Raw genomic sequence first — 18,562 nt, forward strand, 5'->3', positions numbered from 1 at the left:
CCATAAAGCTTTTACATTTAGTGTATTGTACATTCTATTGTGTGCAAAAAAAATCCAATTCAACAAATTTTTTCAACGAAAAATGTACTTCACAGAAAGTACGCAATCAATCTATTTAACAATGAAATTGATCTATAGCTTAGTACTCATCCTTTGCGGATTGGTATTTACAAACGCACAAAAAACTTACACAGTAGAAGGAACTGTTCAGGATTTTCATGATAAAACGATGCTGGAAAATGCCATCGTGAAAATCGGTGATTTCACTACGAAAACAGATGGAAAGGGTAAGTTTTCTTTTGATAAAATTCCTGCGGGAAAATATATACTCATTGCTAAACATCCTGATTGTAATGATTATACTGAAAATATAGGAGTTAATCAGGATTTGCATGTAACGATCACGCTGGAACACCATGTTCAGGATATCGAAACGGTGACCATTCACGGTAGTCACAAAAGCAATGGTTCATTAATCATCAAAACACTTGATAAATCTGAAATTGAGCGAAATTCTACAGATAATCTGGGAAATTTACTGTCAAAAATTTCGGGTGTGGCAACTTTAAAAACAGGAAATAATATTTCAAAACCAATCATTCACGGCTTGTATGGAAGCCGGATTTCTATTTTAAATAATGGAGTAAAACTGGCCGAACAGGAATGGGGAGTGGAACACGCACCGAATGTTGATATTAATAATTTTCAGCATATCGACGTGATCAAAGGAGCATCCGCATTGAAATACGGAAGCGATGCGATTGGCGGTGTGGTGGTGATGGAACCTGAAATTTTTCCTAAAAAAGATACCATTAAAGGTTCGGTAAATCTTTCCGGGATCTCAAACGGTAGAGGTTTGGGAATAGAAGCCGATGTTGCCAAAGTATGGAAAAACGGCTGGGCTGTGAAATCCGGAGGAAGCATCAAAAAATTAGGAGATCAGCACGCTCCTGATTACAATCTGATGAACACGGGAATGGATTTTTCGTCATTCAATTTTACGGTTCAGAATAATACTTATGAAAAAGGAATTTCATTTGATTATTATTTGACCAACCAAAATATTGGCATTTACAGAGGTTCCCACGTCGGAAATAATGAGGATTTCTACAATGCCATCACATCAAATATTCCTGCTTATACCGGAAATTTCAGTTATGATATCAATAATCCTAGACAGGTGATCGAGCATCATATTGCTAAAGTCTCGGCATTCAAAAGATTTGAAAATATCGGGAAATTGTCTGCCACGTACAGCTATCAGTACAATCACAGACAAGAATATGATATCAGGAGAGGGGATCTGGCAGACACGCCATCGCTGGATCTGGAGTTGATGACCCATCAGTTTAATATCAATGATTTGCTGGAAAGAGAAAAATGGTCTCTGGAAACGGGAATTGATGCAAGCTTTCAAAACAATTATTCGGATCCAGCAACGAAGGCGAGACGTCTGATCCCGAATTATGATAAATATTCAGCGGGAATTTATTCTGTTTTTAAATATAAAATTTCACACGATTTCAATGCAGAAGGAGGTGTGAGATATGATTTCAACCGCTATGATGTCACCAAATGGTACGACAAAAGCGATTGGGAAAACCTGTATGCAGATTCTTATCCTGAGTTTTATGTAAGAACCAATCAGAACAGAGTGTTGACGCGTCCTAAAATGAATTATGAAAACTTCTCATTCAATGCAGGTTTGGAATATCGTCCGAATGCTAATTTTGATGTTAAATTTAATTATGCAAAAGTAGGAAGAACGCCAAATATTGCAGAATTGTTTTCAGATGGTCTGCATCATTCTGCGGCGGTGATTGAGATCGGAGATCTTGGACTGAAAAATGAACAGGGACATCAGTTTAACCTTACTGTTGATACAAAATTCAATGTTTTAAAAGGCTTGAACATCTCTGTAAATCCGTATTTTTTTATAACTAAAAATTTCATCAATGAAGTTCCGACTGGCGTTCAGAATACGATCAGAGGAGTATTTCCGGTATGGTCGTATCAGCAGATTGATGCTAAAATGTACGGGATAGATCTGGATGTCAACTGGAAGCTTACAGACAATCTTACCTATGTAGGAAAAGGGAGTTATGTCTACGGACAGGACGATACACACAGTGTTCCGTTGATTTTAATGATGCCTCCGAATTTTTCCAATGCATTGCAATTCAATAAAGAAAACTGGAATCATTTCTATCTTACCTTAGAAAATCAGACATTTTTGAGACAAGACAGATTTCCGGTGTACAATGCCACAATTCCGGTGTATGTAGATGGAAATGAAGTGGAGAAAACCGTTGATTTCAGTACTCCGCCAAGCGGTTATTCCCTTTGGAATATTCAGGCGGGAATCAACATCAGCAAAAATCTTTCTGCAGGTCTTATTGTGAATAATCTTTTCGATGTTTCGTACAGAGATTATCTTAATAGAATGAGGTTTTTCGCAGATGAAGCAGGAAGAAACTTTATTGTAAACTTTAGATACAGATTCTAAAGACTTTCAAAAAATTATTTAAACAAAATTTACAATCTTAAATTTTTTAAAAATGAACAAATTATTCAATACTAAAAATATTTTCAAATTATTAGCTGTTTTATTCATCGCAATCACTGTAGTTTCTTGTCAGAGAGACGGCTCTGCGGAGGAGGACGATATTCCGCAGGAAGAACTTACCAATGTGGTTCTTCTGGTAACTGAAGACACCCCCGGAGCGATAACCAACAGTTACAATTACAGTATCGGGGCAGGAGGAACGCAGACAATTCCGTTAGTTGACGGGAAATCTTATAATGTAGAAGTAAAATTTAAAAACGGGAATGAAGATGTAACTCAGGAAATTATTGATGCTAAAGACGAGCACTTTTTAATTTTTGATTTTCCGAAATCCAATATCAGCATTACCAGAGAAGATACTTCAGCTTCTACAGGAGCTCTTGGAAAGGTAGGACTGCTCACAAAATGGAACGTTGTAAAAGTGGTGAATTCTTCTGCGCCATTCTTAAAATTAGACTTAATTCATGCGCCGCAGAGTGCAAGTCCGGCGCAAAACGGAACTGCTTGGGGAAGTGTTGTAGGAGGGGAAACAGATGCTGAAGCTACATTTAACTTAAGCAATTAATATATCCTTAATCTTGTTAGCAAAACCACCGGGAATTTTCTGGTGGTTTTTTCGTGGTAAATTTTCAGTTAGTTTAAACAAAAAATAAAACCTCCTGAATAAGGAGGCATTATAAAATTTATTTTTAAAATTAAGTCTAAAATTACGGCATCCAATAAGACCATTTGCTTCCGTTGAAAACAGCTAGACGTTTTGCACCGGTTTTGTTCACGTACACCATCATTCCCGGAGATGGAGTCGGGATATTTCTTACATCTTCCACGATAGGCAGTACCATCGATTTGGTAGTAGATTCCAGCACCAAAACTCCATTGGCTGTGCTCGATGCCGCTCCCATGATCACTTTTTCACCTGCTCCTTCAGCCATTTGTGCCACCGTAGGCTGAGTCGCCAAAGCTGTGGTTACATCGGCATCCTGACCGCTGAGATCAACCCATGTTCCGTTATAATATTTTATACGGGCTTTCGTGGGATCGGTTGCATCGAGAATCAAAGTTCCTTCCGCAGGGGTTGTCGGTAATGTTCTTACGTAAGGTAAGATGATTCCTTTATTCTGATTGGGGGCAAAATCTAATAAGACAGAGGTTTTTACGGACGCTGTACCAAGAGCATCTCCTACGATAACCTGGGCGCTTGAAAATATGGTTATTACTATCAATAATCCGGATATTATTTTTTTCATTGTTTTAATTTTTGAGGTAAATTTTTAAATTAATTAAGGACAAGTTGCCGTACTGAAGCAGCTCCAAGCCGTTCCGTCATAGAGTTTTAAACATTTAGCCATAGTGTCATACACCATCATTCCTTCCTGAGGAGATACGATGGCATTTACCTGAGCCGTTGTCATTCTTGAAATTACAAATCCTTTATTATTAGATTCTAAAACCAGGTGAGCCGATTTTCTGCTCGCCGGCCAGCTTCCGTCATTTGGGCTTACTTTTTGTAAAAGGGAAATTCCTACTTTACTGTCTGCGCCTGCTGTTGTGGTATTGGCATCATCGTAGCATACACATCTCTGGATAAAATAATCATTGGTTGTCCCGTAATAAGTATCTCCGTACACCGGTGAAGATGTTGAAACGAAGTTATTGGTAGAACCGTTCGTGCCTTGCTGCTTAATTTGAAATTTAAATGTTTCATTAGGTTCATAAACCACATCATTTACAGAAGCAATATTCATCCTGATTCCGTCTTCATCGTTCGTCGGGCTCGAATATCCGGGTGTAACACCGCCGTCATAGTTCCCGATAGGGATTGTTACCAGATACATGCTGCTTCCCGCTGTATGAGTCACCACTGGTGTACCATTGGAATTGGCAACCCCAGTCACGGTAATATCGCTGTCTGAAGCGAAAGCAGTACCATTGGAAGGATTGATCAGCTCAAAAGCCACCGTTGTTGCTGTCGTTACGGCACCACTGATTCTCATAAATAAAGTTCCGTCGCTCAAACCTTCGCAGGCTGTTAAAGAATTAGAAAATTTTAAATCGATAAGTGGATTAAGCGTAATTCTGATATCATCCAATAAATTACCTGCACCTGGACTGGTGGTATTCACCGCCCTGAATCCCACTCTGTAAACACCGGAAGTTCCTGTAAATGTATAAGTTCCTGAATTGGTAGACCACGCTGCTGTGCTTGAAGGCAATGCTGTTTGTCTTATGGTAGCTATATTTACCTGGTTTTGATCTTCAATGACCATTGCGGCGCGCTCCGAAGTGTCTAGTCTGGCTCTGTGTCTGAAATTGAAATTGATGATATCGCCATTGGCTAAATACATATTCTGATAGATCATAGAACTTACATAGGCATTCAGCTCGACAAAGTTGGTTCCCTGTGCCGCAGGTACACCGCCAAAGCCCGTTCCCCAGACTTCTACGGGGTGACAGGCGCCAACAACACCCACGGTACAAGATCCTGCCTGAGCCGGGTGGGAAGTGTACCACGGAGAACTCACCGTTAATCCTGCATCGAAACTGGCTCCAAATCCGAAGTTGGTATCAGTTTGCTGTACTGTTCCATTGGCAACTCCAAATTCGAGTCCGGGATTCACAATTACTCTTGTCTGTGCTAAAATGTTTTGGGAAATACTTAAAAATAAGAATATAACTACAGGAAATCCAAAAGATTTTTTACTTATTGGAAGTCTTGTAATCCGGGTGGATATTTTCATAATTTATTGTTTATTAATGCTTTTAAGAATAAAAAGCTGATTTAGATTAAATGAATTGTGTTTTAAAATTTTATTTGAATTTTATGGTATGCATACGATGGGACTCTAAAGAAGGGGATGTGTGTAGATTTTTAATTTTAAAGTGTTGAGGGAATAGTTTAATAATTGATTAAAATAATGATTTATAGTTGCAAAAATAAATAAAAAATAAATTTTTAATGTTTATTTTTTATTAAATTTACATAATTGTGGTATGAATTAATCAATTTATTTAAATATGATTAAAAATAGTAAGCAGGTTATTCTTAATAATTATAATGAGTTTTATTTTAATTTAAAATTCAAATCCGCATAAAAAATTGCGACAATAATTGGGTTATGTGTCTTTTAACATTATTTAGCTTTTAAGTTGATTTTAAATGAGTGATTTTCATAAAAAATTCATATTTTTGCATCCTAAAATTTTAATCAATAATGAAGGTTACCGCAAAAAACCATGATGATGTAAGTGCAATACTTACAGTGACATTGGAAAAATCTGACTACAAAGAAAAAGTAGAGAAGCAATTGATTAATTATGCTAAAAATGCGCAAGTTCCTGGTTTCAGAAAAGGGAAAGTGCCTTTGAGTATGGTTAGAAAACAATATGAAGCAGGTATTGCATTCGAAGAAATCAACAAACAGGTTTCTGACGCTTTGAACAACTATGTTAATGAAAACAAATTAAGATTAGTTGGTCAGCCTGTTCCTCAGCCAGTAAACGAATTCGATTACAATGCTGATCAGTTGGAAGTTGCTTTTGAAGTAGGATACGAGCCTGCATTTACTATAGATTTAGCTAAATATGAAGCGCCTCACTACAAGGTAGAAGCTTCTGAAAAAGAAATCAACAAGAGCATTGAAAACATGCAGAAGCGTTTTGCTGAGCAGGTTCCTCAAGATAAAATCACTAAAGATTCTTATATCGCTTTAGAAGTTTCTCAGGTTGTAGAAGAAGATGCTGAAGGAGAGCACCACCACCATCCAAAGAACGTTACCATCACTGCTGAAAACAAAGAAGCTTTCAAATTGGTAAAATCTTTGAAAATGGACGGATCTGTAAGAGTATCTAAAGAAACTCTTGCTGGTGACGAAGAATTGGCTAAAGAATTAGGATTCAGCAAAGAAGAAGTAGAACACTTACACCACAATGAAGTAGAGGTAAAAGTAAAAGATTTCTATTCTTTGAACCTTGCTGAGCTGAACCAGGAGCTTTTCGATAAAGTATATGGTGAAGGAAACATCAAGTCTGAAGAAGAATTGAAAGAAAAAGTAAAGTCTGAATTAGACGAATACTTCCAGCAAAATGCTGATGTTCACTTTGTAAATAAAGTATTGGAGCAGGTTTCTGAAAAAGAAGAAGTAAAACTTCCTGAAGAATTCCTTGTAAAATGGTTATTGTTCTCAAACCAGAACATCCAGTCTGCAGATCAGGCTAAAGAAATCCTTGAAGCTGAGAAAAACCAATTGAAATATCAGATCATCGAAGGAAAATTGATGACAGACAACGAAATTCAATTAGACTATGCTGATGTTTTAGGACAGGCTGAGCAGTTGGTAAGAAACCAGTTGGCAATCTACGGAATCCACCACTTAGGAGATGAAGAGATCCAGAAATATGCTGTTGAAATGTTGAAAGACCAGGAGCAGGTAAGACAAATTTCTTCTGAAGTTGCTATGACGAAACTTAAGGATGTAATCCTAGAGAAAGCTAGCAAAAAAGAAACTAAAATTTCTCACGACGAATTTTTAGAAGAACTTAAAAAATAATTTATTTTAAGATAAATATTTAAAAACCACCAATTTTTGGTGGTTTTTTTATTCATAATCTGTTTTCTCTTTATTCACACAATATTCCTATATTTACGGTCTAAACTTAGTATATGAGAAAATTTGTCATTCCGTTTTTCTGTGCTGTACTTTTTTCTACATCAGTAGCTGCACAACAGACCACTGCAGCTCCCACGAAAACGGAGACTGTAAAATCGAAATTAACTCCTAAAGAAGTCGTAGACAGTTATCTGAAAGCTCTTGGCGGAAAGGAAAAATTAGAATCGATAAAAACTACCGTTATGGAAAATACACTTACTGTACCGGGATTGCCTGCTGAAGTTACGATGGTGACAAAGAAAATGGGCAACAAATTCAAATCTGAGCAGTCGGTAATGGGACAAAAAATGGTTCAGTTTTTTGATGGTGAAAAAGGATATTTTGACCAAATGGGACAGAAGCATGACATTCCAGCTGATAAAATTGCAGAGCTAAAGAAAAGCAAAGTGATCGATGCATTAGCTTACGATCCTGCGAGCTACACAAGCGTTACTGTTGAAAAAATCGACGGAAAAGACTACAACGTCCTGAATTCTGATAAAGGAAAATTCTATTTTGATAATGCTACAGGATTATTGTACAAGTCTTCAGGGTCTGAAGGAAATGCAACGGTAAAAAGCTATATGACTGTAGACGGAATAAAGTTCCCGGCAGAGATCGAAGCTGAAGGAAACGGACAAAAAGTGACCATTAAAACCACTAAAGTAACGATCAACTCAGGCGTTACGGATGCTGATTTTAAATAAGACATTTAACATAATAACATGAAAGGCTGGAATTTCCGGTCTTTTTTTGTTTTTATTAATAAATTTAACTCAATTTTAACTCGAAGAATACGAAAAAACATTTCCTTACGTTGTGAATAATATATAATTTTAGCCATCTAAAAAAATTAATAATCAACATACTATGAAAAAAATGATTTCATCATTTGCAGTGATCGTTCTGATGTCTGCCAATGTTTTTGCACAGAATATTCCTACAGATCCTTCTGTAAAAATCGGGACTCTTCCGAACGGAATGAAGTATTATATCAAAAAAAACACACTGCCTGAAAAGAAGGTAGATTTCAGATTGGCCATCAACGCGGGATCTATTCTTGAAGATGAAAATCAAAGAGGTCTGGCGCATTTCATGGAGCACATGAACTTCAATGGAACAAAAAACTTTCCAGACAACAAATTGGTAGATTTTCTACAGTCGATCGGTGTGAAATTCGGACAACACCTTAATGCCTACACAAGTTTCGACGAGACGGTTTACATGCTTCCTGTACCTTTAGACAAGCCGGGAAACCTGGATGCCGGGCTGAAAGTAATGGAAGACTGGGCGTTTAACGCAACACTTTCCGATGAGCAGATCAACAAAGAGAGAGGCGTTGTTTTGGAAGAATTAAGACTTGGTTTAGGCGCTGATAAAAGAATGTCAGACAAATACCTTCCGAAATTATTATACAAATCTCAATATGCAGACAGACTGCCGATCGGTAAAAAAGAAGTCTTGGAAAATTTCAAACCGGATGTGATCAGAAAATTCCATCAGGATTGGTACAGACCCGATCTGATGGCGATTGTGGTAGTGGGAGATATTAATGTAGATGAGGTTGAGAAAAAAATTAAAGATAATTTCAGCAAATATAAAAATCCTTCAAAGCCAAGAGAAAGAAAAGTTTTCGATTTACCGAATCATAAAGAGACTTTAGTGGCGGTAGAGACCGATCCGGATGCTACAAGTTCGATGGTTCAGTTTATCATGAAAGATGCTGAGGCGTATCAGCCAGATGTTACGGTTGAACAGTATAACCAGAGTCTCATAGAAAATCTTACATCAACGATGCTGAACAACAGATTAAGAGAATTAGTGAATTCAACGAATCCTCCGTTCACTTACGGTTCGGTTTATCATGGCGGAACCTATGCAAGAAGCAAAGAAGGTTTCCAGGGATTTGCCATGGTAAAAGAAGGAAATCAGCTTAATGCATTGAAAGTGCTTTTGGAAGAGACAGAAAGAGCAAAAAGATTCGGGTTTACCCAAACGGAATTAGACAGAGCAAAAGCTCAGGTTTTATCAAATCTTGAAAGATCTTACAACAACCGCGACAAAACGGAAAGTGAAGTGTTGGTAGACGAATATGTAAGAAACTTCCTTGAGCAGGAGCCAATGCCGGGAATTGCCTGGGAATATGAGGATACGAAGAAGTTTTTACCTTCCGTAACATTAGCCCAGACCAATGATATTATTAAAAAATTTGTAAAAGACGACAGCAGGGTAGTTGTCATTACCGGACCTAAAAAAGATAATGTAACAATGCCTACGGAAGCGATGGTTTTAAATACTTTCGAAGGAGTGAAAATGGCAGATCTTAAACCTTACCAGGAAAAAGAAACCATTAAAAATCTAGTAAAACCTTTCAAATCTGAAGGGAAAATTGCCAAAACCGAAACCGACGCAAAATTAGGAACAACAACCTGGACATTGAGCAACGGTGCAAAAGTGACTTTCAAAAAAACCGACTTTAAAGATGATGAAATTGTTTTCTCAGCAAGAAGTATGGGAGGAAGCTCTTTGATCAACGATGCAGATTATAATAAAACTCAGTTTGCCTTCCCTGCCTTATCAGAAGCAGGTGTTAATGGATATTCAAAAGCTGATCTTACCAATTATCTGGCCGGAAAACAGGTGAGCGTAAACCCTGCCGTAACCGGTATATTTGAAGGAGTTTCAGGAAAAACCAACCAGAAAGACCTGGGTACGGCTATGGAGCTGATGTATGCTTATTTCACAGGATTAAATTACAATCCGGATTCTTTTAATGCTTATAAAACAAAACAATCTGCAATGCTGGATAACCTGTTGGCTAATCCTCAGTTTTACTTCTCCAGCGAGCATGCAAAGTTTATGAATCAGAAAAACCCTAGATTCATCGGAATTGTTCCTATGGAAAAAGACTGGGCAAATACAGATTATAAAAAAGCGTACGATATTTACAAAGAAAAATTTGCAAACGCAGGAAACTTCCATTTCTATTTTGTAGGAAATATTGATGAAGCAAGATTTAAAAATGAAGTTTTACAATATATTGCAAGCCTTCCTTCAACCGGAAAGTCAGGCAGCTTCAAAGATACGGGCTACAGACAGATGACCGGAGATTTTACAAAAACCTATAAAAAAGGAAAAGATCCTAAAAGTATGGTAACGATCTCTTACGCAGGCGAAGCTCCTTACAATGAAAAAGAAGCACTGGCTCTGGAAGCTCTGGGTGAAGTGGCAACAATAAAAGTCATTGAAAAGCTGAGAGAAGATGAAAGCGGAATCTATGGAGGAGGCGCAAGAGGCGGAATGTATAAGGTACCTTTTAATAGCTACAGTTTCAGCATCAACTTCCCTTGTGGACCGGAAAATGCTGAAAAACTGACAAAAAGTGCATTGACGGAACTTCAGAAGCTCATCGATAAAGGTCCTGAACAAAAAGATCTTGATAAATATAAAGAAGGTGAGTACAATGACCACAAAACAAGTCTGAGAGACAATATGTACTGGATGAATGCTCTTACAAAAAATCAAATGGACGGAAGCGATAAATACGAAATCCTGAATTATGAAGATAAAGTAAAAGCTTTAACAGTAAAAGACCTTCAGGATGTAGGAAAAAAATACCTTACAAAAGGCAGAATTGTAGCAACTCTAATGCCGGAAGACGGCTGGGAAAATGCTAAAAAAGAAGAACCGAAAGTAGAAGCTGCTGTCATAAAAGCAGGCGCTGCCAACTAGTATTCGATATAAATTTCAAAATAAAACCCGTCTCATCAATCTGATGAGACGGGTTTGTTTATGTTAAGTAATTAATTTTTTAAATATTTTTGTCTTTTCGCAGGAATCAACAAAAAAACCTCCACCTCAACTACGCTCCAAACTCCTTCTTCCACTCCTCGGCAACATCACTCAAAACACCGTAAAATTCCTCACCATATTTTCTGATCAGCGGAGTTTTCAGGAATTTGTATACCGGAACCTGCAATTCTTTTCCTAGAACACAGGCATCGCTGCATACATTCCATTCGTGATAATTCAAAGCGGTAAAAGAAGAATATTCTGTTACACGAATCGGGTAGAGGTGGCACGAAATCGGCTTTTGCCAGTCTATGGCCCCATCTTCATATGCTTTTTCAATACCGCATTTGGTGATTCCTTTTTCATCAAAAGTGACGTAGGCACACTCGCGGTTTTCCACCATCGGGGTTACATACATTCCGTCCACAGGGTCGGTCGTCCATGTTCCCTGTTCTTCAAGGGCTTTAATGCCTTCTTGGGTAAGGTAGGGCTTAATTTTATCAAAAATATTATCTAAAATTTCAAGTTCATCCTTATCCAAAGGAGCTCCTACATCTCCTTCCACACAACATGCACCTTTACATTTTGTAAGGTTGCAAACAAACTCTTCTGAAAAAATTTCTTCGGAGATCAATTTATCGTCTATCTGAATCATAATCTTTTAAAATAAATCAAAATAAGTTCCGGCTTTAAAACCGATTAAACTAAAAATAATCAACCATAAGCTCACTTCCTGCATCCAGTATTTCGGCAAAAATTTCAACATCCTGCTGATGATAATCGTTGAAGGGAAGGCAAGAAGCAGTAAATATTCATAACTTTTATTCATGTAAAGAATAATAGTAACCAGCTGTGCTACCGAGAAAACCAACAAAAATGTGTATTTGTAACGGCTTATCGGGCTCTTTTTATTGTAATTTTTAAAATGATCGTATACTGCGTAAATAAGCATTACAACAATCGGAATTAAAGGAAATAATCCTGTATAATCTGTCACGAACTTTATCTTTCCAAAAGGGAAATAATTAATATTCCAGGTGGTAAAATTCATAAAAAACATCAGGGAAAAATAGCTGAAAGCGATTAAAATGATGCCTAATAAAAACCTGAAAAGATTTAAAACAATTCTTTCCGAGGTCGCAATCACGTGAATGATCACAAAAACAGCCATTGGCCAGGTCGTAGGAAGAAAAATAAAATTCAGTGCTACGATAGCTCCTACCAAAACGTAGGATTTTTTTCTGATATCTTCATTGGTACTCGTTAAGAGCAACAAAAGGAACGAATTGGTAAGCAGAGACACCGCAATTCCTATATCCAAATTGCCCGGATAAAGTCCAAAAACAAAAAAAGTATAGAGAAATAATGGCAGATGCGTCTGATAATTAAGCGCAATGCTGTGAAAACAGAAATATCCCAAAGCAATTCCCAGGAAGGTAATTCCGGCAATAATTGCTTCATAAGTATTGAAATTCAGTATGTTAAAAAATATTACTATTAAAAGAAGAAAACCAATATAAACAGGAATTGAAAAAATATTGCTTTCTTTTGAAAGTAATTTAAACATTTTTTATAAATTTGTACAAAGTTAATTTAAAAAAGGAAAATAATGACGTCTTTCTTTCTATTCTTAAGCAAAGTTTTCAAATGGTCTTTCGGTTTCTTTGATGCTTTCGGTAATGTTATAAACTGGATTCTATTTATTGTTTGCTGCGTATTATTTACGTATTGGTGCTATGTTCTGGTGGTTTCACTAGGTGGCGACAAAGACAAAGACTATTATTCTCCAACGGAAGGTAAGAATCCTTACTACGATCCGAAAATCTATAAAAAAGAAGGTTAATTAATTGGTTATATAGTAAAAAGCCGATCAAAACTTATGTTTGGTCGGCTTTTTTATTATTAACGATTAAAATTTTATTCGTGAATAGGAAGTACTAAAACAGGAATTCGCGAGTCTTTTGTGATTCCTTTCGTTAAGCTTCCTACGAAAACATCATAGATTCCGCTTCTTCCGTGTGAGCCCATGACGATGAAGTCTGCATTTTTCGAATTGGCGTATTCCAGAATAATATCTTTTGCAATACCTTGTTTTAGAAGGTGTTCGCAATCTATGTCGTGAGAAACGATCCTTTGTTCAATTTTATTGAGCTGGATCAGTTCTTCCCTGATCTCGTTCTCCTCAACTTCCGGAAAATATTGAAATCCCATATCACCAATGGCAAATCCAATATCCGAAGGCGCCACGTGGATCAGGAAAATTTTACCATTTACTTGCTTGGCGAATTTTACTGCTCCGTCTACAAGCTGTTCTGTTTTGTCCCCAAAATCTACGGGTAATACAATATTTATCATAACCAATAATTTTGATAATTAAAGATAGGAAAATTATGCCAAAAGTGATGTTAAATTACTTATAATATTCGGATATCCAGAATTTTTTCATCTTCAAGGTAAGCTTCCAGAATATCATTTTCTTCCACCTTTCCTACGCCTTTTGGAGTTCCTGTAAAAATCAGGTCACCCACTCGCAACGTAAAGTATTGAGAAACAAAAGCAATGATATCATCAATAGGGAAAATCATATCTTTCGTGTTTCCGTCCTGCACTTTTTCTTTGTTTTTTAATAATGAGAAATTCAGAGATTCAAGATTGTAGTTTTCTTTTTTAAAGAAATTTCCTACCACTGCAGAACCGTCGAAACCTTTTGCAAGCTCCCAAGGCAGGCCTTTAGACTTCAATTCGCCTTGAAGATCCCTTGCCGTAAAATCGATTCCCAGACCGATTTCTTCATAATGTTTGTGCGCCGTTTCTTTTTGGATGTATTTTCCTCCTTTCGAAATTTTCACCACAACTTCCAGTTCATAATGAACATCGTTTGAAAACTCAGGAATATAGAAATCATTTCCCTTCAAAACTGCGGTATCCGGCTTCATAAAAATCACCGGATTTTCAGGAACTTCATTTCCCAATTCTTTTGCATGTTCGCTGTAATTTCTTCCTATGCAGATTATTTTCATAGTTTTTTATTTATAATTGTATCGTGTTCGTCATTGCGGGAAGCAACGCGACGAAGCGATCTCTTAATTACTCATTACTTATTTTTTTTAAGGAGCTATTTCCCACTATCCACTCATACTCCTCACTCCAACGCGCTCCAACAGCTGAATCCTCCAATTCTCCCACTTCTAGTTGCGGGGTAACCGTTTCTATTGGGGCTAGATAAACCTAACAGGTTTTCAAAACCTGTTAGGTTTGATTTACGCACCCTTTTTATCTTTTTATACAATTTTACACATCGTAGCCTGTCGAAGCATCTATTTAATTCTAATGCATAAACTCATTCCCACAATAATAACACACAAACTTATGGCTCGTCAGGATTGAAACCCCAAAGAAGCTCGTTGCACTGTCATCCCTGTAAATATGGTTGGAACCGCACTTCGGACATACAAAATCAAAATCAGGATTTTCAACCGTATGTTCTACTTCCAAAGAAAATTCTTCATTATCTTTATAATCCTGAAGCGTTTGTTTTGCTTTTTCCAGATCTTCTTCAAAAACCTGCAGCTGAATACCACCTACCGCCTGAGAAAGCAGCCAATCCGACTGAATCAGCTGTTCATTCGCGATAAAGCTATTGATACCGCTTTCAGCCAGAATCTGTTTGTCTCTGTTGGCTTGAAGAGCCGTTTCATAAAATTTAAACTTAACCAGCTCGCTCATTTTTTAAAATTTACTTGATAATTGAATTTTTGTAAAAACCTTCTTTGTATACAGCGGAAATTCCGCATTCTGAAGCCATCCGAAATATCCGAGATCCTTCTGGAAGACCACTTTCACGCATTGTCCTTTGTATTTTCCAAAGTTGAAAACTTCCTCCGATTTTTCATTATATCCAATAAATCCTGCTAAGTCAGCGTGCTTATTATGGAATGTAAATTCACTCAAAGGCCCAATTTCATTAGGAATGTCGTCATACTTTCCGACCTGCGCATCCAGAACTTCAAAAGTTGCCATCACATCAGCCTCCGCGGAGTGGGCATTTTCAAGCGTTTTTCCACAATAGAACTGATAAGCTGCACTCAGATTTCTCGGTTCTTTTTTATGAAAAATGGTTTGAGCATCTACTAATCTGAATTTGCTTAAATCGAAATCTATTCCCACCCTCAGAAATTCTTCTGCTAACAAAGGAACATCAAAACGATTGGAATTAAATCCTCCCAAATCACTTCCGGAAAGCATTTCCATGATTTTTGGAGCAATTTCCCTGAAAGTAGGGGCATCTTTCACATCTTCATCATAAATCCCGTGGATTTCGCTGGATTCTCTCGGAATTGGCATCTCAGGATTTACTTTCCATGTTTTGCTTTCTCTGGACGCGTCGGGATTGACTTTTAAAACACAGATTTCAACAATTCTGTCTTTTCCTATATTCGTTCCTGTCGTTTCTAAATCAAAGATACAAAGGGGTTTATGTAGTTTTAAATTCATTTTTTTGTAAGTTATGAGTTGAAAGTTATGAATTATGAGTTAAAATAAAGTCGTGTATTTTCCAACTTGTCACTAATAACTCAAAACTTATAACTTAATTAAATTGTTTCTGAAAAATAATTGATATTAAAATATAATAAATAATCACCATCGGAATTCCGACAGTTTTAAAGATAATTAAAATAATGATTGCACCGATCAGCAAAGCCAGTTTAGGATAATTGTCCTGCAGCTTCATCGATTTGAATTTCATCGCGATCATTTTTATCGGACTGACCAGAAGCCACGAACAAACTGCTGTAATCAGGATTAAATATAAAGGATTTTCAAACAAAAATGTAAAAGCTCCTCCTTCTTTCTGAGCATAATATAATCCTAAAATTAAAATGGTATTTGACGGCGTATTCAAACCTTTAAAATAATATTTCTGATCTTCATCCAAATTGAAGATAGCGAGTCTTAAACATGAAAAAAGGGTCACAAATAATCCTAAGTATTTGATTTCAAAAGGAAGTCCGGTTCCCAGAAAAATATTCCCGAATGGTTCCAACGCAGCGTACATCGTGAGTCCCGGAACCAATCCGAAGCTCACCATATCCGCCAAAGAATCCAGCTGCACTCCCAAATTAGAATTTGCTTTTAAAGCTCTAGCCACAAAACCATCAAAAAAATCTAAAATCAGCGAAAGAATAATACAGATCGCAGTCGTTTGATAATCACCTAAAATAAGATGAATCGCCCCTACACAACCGGAAAAGAGGTTTCCTAATGTGATGGCATTGGCAAGATTATTTTTAATAAAATTCATAATTACAAAATTAAACAATAAACCCATTTATCCATGTACCAATGTACCAATTTATCAATTTAGGAATGTAACAATATCAGGTTACTGATTAAGAGATTCATAGCGTGTTATTATTGTTAGATTGTTATACTGCTACATTGCTAAATTAATTTTATGTGAATTTAATGTAAATTTGCACATGAAATTTTTTAAAGAATTTAGAAAACAGGAAGTTATTGTCCTGTTGTACAGGATCTTTCTAGCTTACTTTTTCTACCAGATTGCAAGATTTTTGTTCTGGTATTTCAATAAAGGATTGATAAAAATTGATTCTGTTTCAGATTATTTCAGCCTTTCTTACCACGGAACTGCTTTTGATACTACGGCAATTTTATATGTCAATGCATTGTTTATCTTTTTAAGCATCATTCCCATTATTATTAATACTAAAAAAGGCTACCAAAAATTTCTTTTCTGGCTATATTTTATTACCAACGGAATTGCCTATACCATGAATTTTGGGGATTTTGTGTATTTCAAATTTTCCCAGATGAGACTTACTTCTGCGGCACTTCAGGTAGCACAGCACGAAGACAATATTTTTCGGGTTTTTACGGCTTCGATGATCCAGAATCCTTATGTTTTATTATGGTTTGTTGTATTGATGTGGCTTTGGGTCTATCTGTATAAAAAAGTGAAGATTACGGAGCAGAAGCCTGTGAAGCTGGTTCCATATTTTATATGGTCGGTTCTTACGCTTTGTCTGGTGGCGGTTTTGGCGGTTGGCGGAATTCGTGGGGATTTTAAGCACAGTACAAGACCAATCAATCTTGTGGATGCAAACCGCTTCGCTAAACTTCCGGCTCAGGGAAATGTGGTTCTGAATAGTACGTTTTCGTTTTTCAGAACATTAAATACGAATAATTTTAAAGAAGTCCATTTCGTTGATGAAAAATTTATTGATGAAAATATCCAACCTTATAAAATTTATGACAGAAAAATAGAAAATAAACCCAACATTGTTATTTTCATTGTTGAATCTTTTAGCAGAGAATACTCCGGGGCTTTTAATAAAGATAAAAATATTAAGGATTATGTTTCTTATACGCCTTTTATCGATAGTTTGGCGAGTCAAAGCCTGATTTTTCCGAATACTTTTGCCAACGGAAGGCAGTCGATTCATGGGATGAGCTCTGTATTGGCCGGAATTCCGAGTCTTACGGATGCTTTTACAAGTTCGCCTTATTCCAACCAGAAAATTCAGTCCATTGTTTCGGTGTGTAATGAGATGGGATACGATACATCGTTCTATCACGGTGCTCCGAACGGTTCGATGGGGTTTTTAGGTTTTGGAAATATTCTTGGTTTTAAACACTATTTTGGAAAAACAGAGTACAACAACGATAATGATTTTGATGGAATGTGGGCGATTTGGGATGAACCATTTTTACAGTATTTTGCTAAAAATGTAGGTAAAAAGCAACCTTTTATGGCGACGGTTTTTACGGCTTCCTCACATCATCCTTTTAAAATTCCTGAAAAATATAATGGGAAGTTCAAAAAAGGGAAAAATCAGATGCATGAGCCGATTCAATACACAGATTATGCGATTAAAAAATACTTTGAAACAGCTAAAAAACAACCGTGGTTCAACAATACGATTTTTGTCTTTACAGGAGATCATACGAATGAAGTATATTATTCCGAATACGAGAAGATTATGAATCGTTTTGCAGTTCCTTTAATTTTTTATTCTCCAAATCCTGAATATCATTTAAAAGGAGTAAATAATGAATTTGCCCAGCAAATTGATATTTATCCGACCTTGGCAGACTTAATCGGATATAATAAAAAGATCAGAAGCTGGGGCAGAAGTTTGGTAAGTGAAAAGCAGTATCCTGCCATTATTGCTAATTCTGACGGGACGGTGGAACAGTTTATCATTGGGAATTATATTTACCGTTTCGACGGGAAAAATGTGGTCGGAATTTTTGATAAAACAGATCTTGGTCTGGAAAAAAACCTGATGGATCAGTTAAAAAACAATCCCGAAACCGAAAAAGGAAAACAGATTGCAAAAGCCTGGTATCAGGATTATATGAACAGGGTGATCAATAGAAAGATGTATTAGTGTTTGGCAGATGTTTAATTTCAAAATTTGGTATACCTCTTGTTATATATGCCTAGTATAATAAAAGTTTTTGTTTGTTTGAAATTAATTTATATTTTTAACAGTAATTAGACAACAAAAATATTTTATTGGAATTAAAACTATAA

At 36.5% G+C, this 18,562-nt stretch carries 16 protein-coding genes; 7 read left to right on the forward strand and 9 right to left on the reverse strand.

Annotation, left to right across the window (positions count from 1 at the left end):
* The first annotated feature begins 121 nt into the window (after positions 1-121).
* Together BMX24_RS01055 and BMX24_RS01060 are read left to right on the forward strand one after the other, a co-directional pair.
* Positions 122-2,506: a TonB-dependent receptor gene (locus BMX24_RS01055; protein ID WP_089792661.1), complete on the forward strand. Its 2,385-nt coding sequence runs from the start codon at positions 122-124 to the stop codon at positions 2,504-2,506.
* 52 nt (positions 2,507-2,558) lie between these two features.
* Positions 2,559-3,131 carry a hypothetical protein gene (locus BMX24_RS01060; protein ID WP_089790243.1) on the forward strand — a complete coding sequence of 191 codons (573 nt, stop codon included), beginning with the start codon at positions 2,559-2,561 and terminating at the stop codon, positions 3,129-3,131.
* Between the two features lie 142 nt (positions 3,132-3,273).
* Here BMX24_RS01060 and BMX24_RS01065 read toward each other — a convergent pair whose 3' ends face one another.
* Together BMX24_RS01065 and BMX24_RS01070 are read right to left on the reverse strand one after the other, a co-directional pair.
* Positions 3,274-3,813 carry a hypothetical protein gene (locus BMX24_RS01065; protein WP_089790244.1) on the reverse strand — a complete coding sequence of 180 codons (540 nt, stop codon included), beginning with the start codon at positions 3,811-3,813 and terminating at the stop codon, positions 3,274-3,276.
* Positions 3,814-3,846: 33 nt separating this feature from the next.
* Entirely contained in the window at positions 3,847-5,304 is a 1,458-nt protein-coding gene (locus tag BMX24_RS01070) for a hypothetical protein (protein WP_089790245.1), read from the reverse strand.
* A gap of 474 nt (positions 5,305-5,778) precedes the next feature.
* On the opposite strand from BMX24_RS01070, the gene BMX24_RS01075 reads away from it, so the two are divergent.
* The 3 genes from BMX24_RS01075 (at position 5,779) to BMX24_RS01085 (ending at position 10,944) form a co-directional block, all read left to right on the forward strand.
* Positions 5,779-7,113 carry a trigger factor gene (locus BMX24_RS01075; RefSeq protein WP_089790246.1) on the forward strand — a complete coding sequence of 445 codons (1,335 nt, stop codon included), beginning with the start codon at positions 5,779-5,781 and terminating at the stop codon, positions 7,111-7,113.
* Between the two features lie 113 nt (positions 7,114-7,226).
* Positions 7,227-7,919 carry a hypothetical protein gene (locus BMX24_RS01080; RefSeq protein ID WP_089790247.1) on the forward strand — a complete coding sequence of 231 codons (693 nt, stop codon included), beginning with the start codon at positions 7,227-7,229 and terminating at the stop codon, positions 7,917-7,919.
* 172 nt (positions 7,920-8,091) lie between these two features.
* The gene (locus tag BMX24_RS01085) at positions 8,092-10,944 is read left to right on the forward strand and encodes a M16 family metallopeptidase (RefSeq protein WP_228404618.1); all 2,853 of its coding nucleotides are present in this window, start codon (positions 8,092-8,094) and stop codon (positions 10,942-10,944) included.
* A gap of 130 nt (positions 10,945-11,074) precedes the next feature.
* Here the strand turns inward: BMX24_RS01085 and BMX24_RS01090 are convergent, their stop codons facing one another.
* Entirely contained in the window at positions 11,075-11,659 is a 585-nt protein-coding gene (locus BMX24_RS01090; protein ID WP_089790249.1) for a DUF3109 family protein, read from the reverse strand.
* A gap of 6 nt (positions 11,660-11,665) precedes the next feature.
* Positions 11,666-12,571, reverse strand: a complete 906-nt coding sequence (locus BMX24_RS01095) for a DUF6427 family protein (RefSeq protein WP_089790250.1) — start codon at positions 12,569-12,571, stop codon at positions 11,666-11,668.
* Between the two features lie 42 nt (positions 12,572-12,613).
* Between BMX24_RS01095 and BMX24_RS01100 the strand changes: the two genes are divergently transcribed.
* A complete protein-coding gene (locus tag BMX24_RS01100) occupies positions 12,614-12,847 on the forward strand; it encodes a DUF6341 family protein (RefSeq protein WP_089790251.1) in 234 nt (77 codons plus the stop codon).
* Between the two features lie 74 nt (positions 12,848-12,921).
* Here the strand turns inward: BMX24_RS01100 and BMX24_RS01105 are convergent, their stop codons facing one another.
* The 5 genes from BMX24_RS01105 to BMX24_RS01125 all read right to left on the reverse strand — a co-directional run bounded on the left by BMX24_RS01105 (position 12,922) and on the right by BMX24_RS01125 (position 16,306).
* The gene (locus BMX24_RS01105) at positions 12,922-13,359 is read right to left on the reverse strand and encodes a universal stress protein (RefSeq protein WP_089790252.1); all 438 of its coding nucleotides are present in this window, start codon (positions 13,357-13,359) and stop codon (positions 12,922-12,924) included.
* Positions 13,360-13,418: 59 nt separating this feature from the next.
* The gene (locus tag BMX24_RS01110) at positions 13,419-14,024 is read right to left on the reverse strand and encodes a fumarylacetoacetate hydrolase family protein (RefSeq protein WP_089790253.1); all 606 of its coding nucleotides are present in this window, start codon (positions 14,022-14,024) and stop codon (positions 13,419-13,421) included.
* A gap of 307 nt (positions 14,025-14,331) precedes the next feature.
* Positions 14,332-14,730: a putative signal transducing protein gene (locus tag BMX24_RS01115; RefSeq protein WP_089790254.1), complete on the reverse strand. Its 399-nt coding sequence runs from the start codon at positions 14,728-14,730 to the stop codon at positions 14,332-14,334.
* A 3-nt stretch (positions 14,731-14,733) separates the two neighbouring features.
* Positions 14,734-15,498: a 3'-5' exonuclease gene (locus BMX24_RS01120; RefSeq protein ID WP_089790255.1), complete on the reverse strand. Its 765-nt coding sequence runs from the start codon at positions 15,496-15,498 to the stop codon at positions 14,734-14,736.
* A gap of 94 nt (positions 15,499-15,592) precedes the next feature.
* Entirely contained in the window at positions 15,593-16,306 is a 714-nt protein-coding gene (locus tag BMX24_RS01125) for a CDP-alcohol phosphatidyltransferase family protein (RefSeq protein WP_089790256.1), read from the reverse strand.
* A 178-nt stretch (positions 16,307-16,484) separates the two neighbouring features.
* Between BMX24_RS01125 and BMX24_RS01130 the strand changes: the two genes are divergently transcribed.
* Positions 16,485-18,416 (forward strand): LTA synthase family protein, encoded by a 1,932-nt coding sequence (locus BMX24_RS01130; protein WP_089790257.1) that lies wholly within the window; start codon positions 16,485-16,487, stop codon positions 18,414-18,416.
* Positions 18,417-18,562 lie beyond the last annotated feature (146 nt).

The organism is Chryseobacterium wanjuense (genome assembly GCF_900111495.1).
In the GTDB taxonomy this organism is placed as follows: Bacteria; Bacteroidota; Bacteroidia; order Flavobacteriales; family Weeksellaceae; genus Chryseobacterium; species Chryseobacterium wanjuense.

Coding starts and splice junctions, on each gene's coding strand:
- BMX24_RS01130 (WP_089790257.1), top strand. CDS start 16,485: ATGAAATTTTTTAAAGAATTTAGAAAACAGGAAGTTATTGTCCTGTTG.
- BMX24_RS01120 (WP_089790255.1), bottom strand. CDS start 15,498: ATGAATTTAAAACTACATAAACCCCTTTGTATCTTTGATTTAGAAACG.
- BMX24_RS01100 (WP_089790251.1), top strand. CDS start 12,614: ATGACGTCTTTCTTTCTATTCTTAAGCAAAGTTTTCAAATGGTCTTTC.
- BMX24_RS01090 (WP_089790249.1), bottom strand. CDS start 11,659: ATGATTCAGATAGACGATAAATTGATCTCCGAAGAAATTTTTTCAGAA.
- BMX24_RS01095 (WP_089790250.1), bottom strand. CDS start 12,571: ATGTTTAAATTACTTTCAAAAGAAAGCAATATTTTTTCAATTCCTGTT.
- BMX24_RS01065 (WP_089790244.1), bottom strand. CDS start 3,813: ATGAAAAAAATAATATCCGGATTATTGATAGTAATAACCATATTTTCA.
- BMX24_RS01105 (WP_089790252.1), bottom strand. CDS start 13,359: ATGATAAATATTGTATTACCCGTAGATTTTGGGGACAAAACAGAACAG.
- BMX24_RS01085 (WP_228404618.1), top strand. CDS start 8,092: ATGATTTCATCATTTGCAGTGATCGTTCTGATGTCTGCCAATGTTTTT.
- BMX24_RS01110 (WP_089790253.1), bottom strand. CDS start 14,024: ATGAAAATAATCTGCATAGGAAGAAATTACAGCGAACATGCAAAAGAA.
- BMX24_RS01125 (WP_089790256.1), bottom strand. CDS start 16,306: ATGAATTTTATTAAAAATAATCTTGCCAATGCCATCACATTAGGAAAC.
- BMX24_RS01070 (WP_089790245.1), bottom strand. CDS start 5,304: ATGAAAATATCCACCCGGATTACAAGACTTCCAATAAGTAAAAAATCT.
- BMX24_RS01080 (WP_089790247.1), top strand. CDS start 7,227: ATGAGAAAATTTGTCATTCCGTTTTTCTGTGCTGTACTTTTTTCTACA.
- BMX24_RS01060 (WP_089790243.1), top strand. CDS start 2,559: ATGAACAAATTATTCAATACTAAAAATATTTTCAAATTATTAGCTGTT.
- BMX24_RS01115 (WP_089790254.1), bottom strand. CDS start 14,730: ATGAGCGAGCTGGTTAAGTTTAAATTTTATGAAACGGCTCTTCAAGCC.
- BMX24_RS01075 (WP_089790246.1), top strand. CDS start 5,779: ATGAAGGTTACCGCAAAAAACCATGATGATGTAAGTGCAATACTTACA.
- BMX24_RS01055 (WP_089792661.1), top strand. CDS start 122: ATGAAATTGATCTATAGCTTAGTACTCATCCTTTGCGGATTGGTATTT.